Source organism: Virgibacillus oceani (assembly GCF_014638995.1).
Lineage (GTDB): Bacteria > Bacillota > Bacilli > Bacillales > Amphibacillaceae > Virgibacillus_E > Virgibacillus_E oceani.
The window spans coordinates 1-673 of the sequence record NZ_BMFR01000045.1 but is presented as its reverse complement, the minus strand read 5'-3'; the positions used below and the strand labels follow the sequence as shown (position 1 = coordinate 673).

The window sequence follows — 673 nt, the reverse complement described above, 5'->3', positions numbered from 1 at the left end:
TCACTTAACTATTACTTAAGATTTTAAGAACTTACATATAATCTAGCTTCAGCTCCTAGCGGCTCGCCATCATAAGCAATGCACACATCAAGCACAAAACCATGTGCTTTTCGGTACCTTGCTTATGCGGTCGCCGCTATTCAGTCGCTTGCGCTTTTTTGTTTTGATGTCGTTGAATGTCTTACTCTTATTTAGTTTTCAAGGTACAAAAATGGAGCCTAGCGGGATCGAACCGCTGACCTCCTGCGTGCAAGGCAGGCGCTCTCCCAGCTGAGCTAAGGCCCCATGTTGTTATAGATGGTGGGCCTGAGTGGACTCGAACCACCGACCTCACGCTTATCAGGCGTGCGCTCTAACCAGCTGAGCTACAGGCCCATCTATATCCAAATATGAAAGAGAAATCAATCCCTCAAAACTGAACCAAACAACCAAGCATGCCCTTACCGAGAGGCCACCTAAGCGAACCTCTTCGGCGTTCCGTAATCCAGCTTCAGCTCCTAGCGGTTCGCGACATAAGCAATGAACACTCCAAGCACAAAACCCATGTGCTTTCCGGTTCCTTACTTATGCGTGTCACCGCTAAATAGTCGCTTACGCTTTTTACATATCCTTAGAAAGGAGGTGATCCAGCCGCACCTTCCGATACGGCTACCTTGTTACGACTTCACCCCAA

At 48.0% G+C, this 673-nt stretch carries 2 tRNA genes and 1 rRNA gene; all 3 read right to left on the bottom strand.

What is annotated here, in order from left to right:
- Positions 1-212 precede the first annotated feature (212 nt).
- Positions 213-285: transfer RNA gene (locus IEV74_RS19620), tRNA-Ala, on the bottom strand.
- Between the two features lie 13 nt (positions 286-298).
- Positions 299-375, bottom strand: a tRNA-Ile gene (locus IEV74_RS19615).
- A 239-nt stretch (positions 376-614) separates the two neighbouring features.
- Positions 615-673, bottom strand: a 16S ribosomal RNA gene (locus tag IEV74_RS19610); the annotation flags it as partial.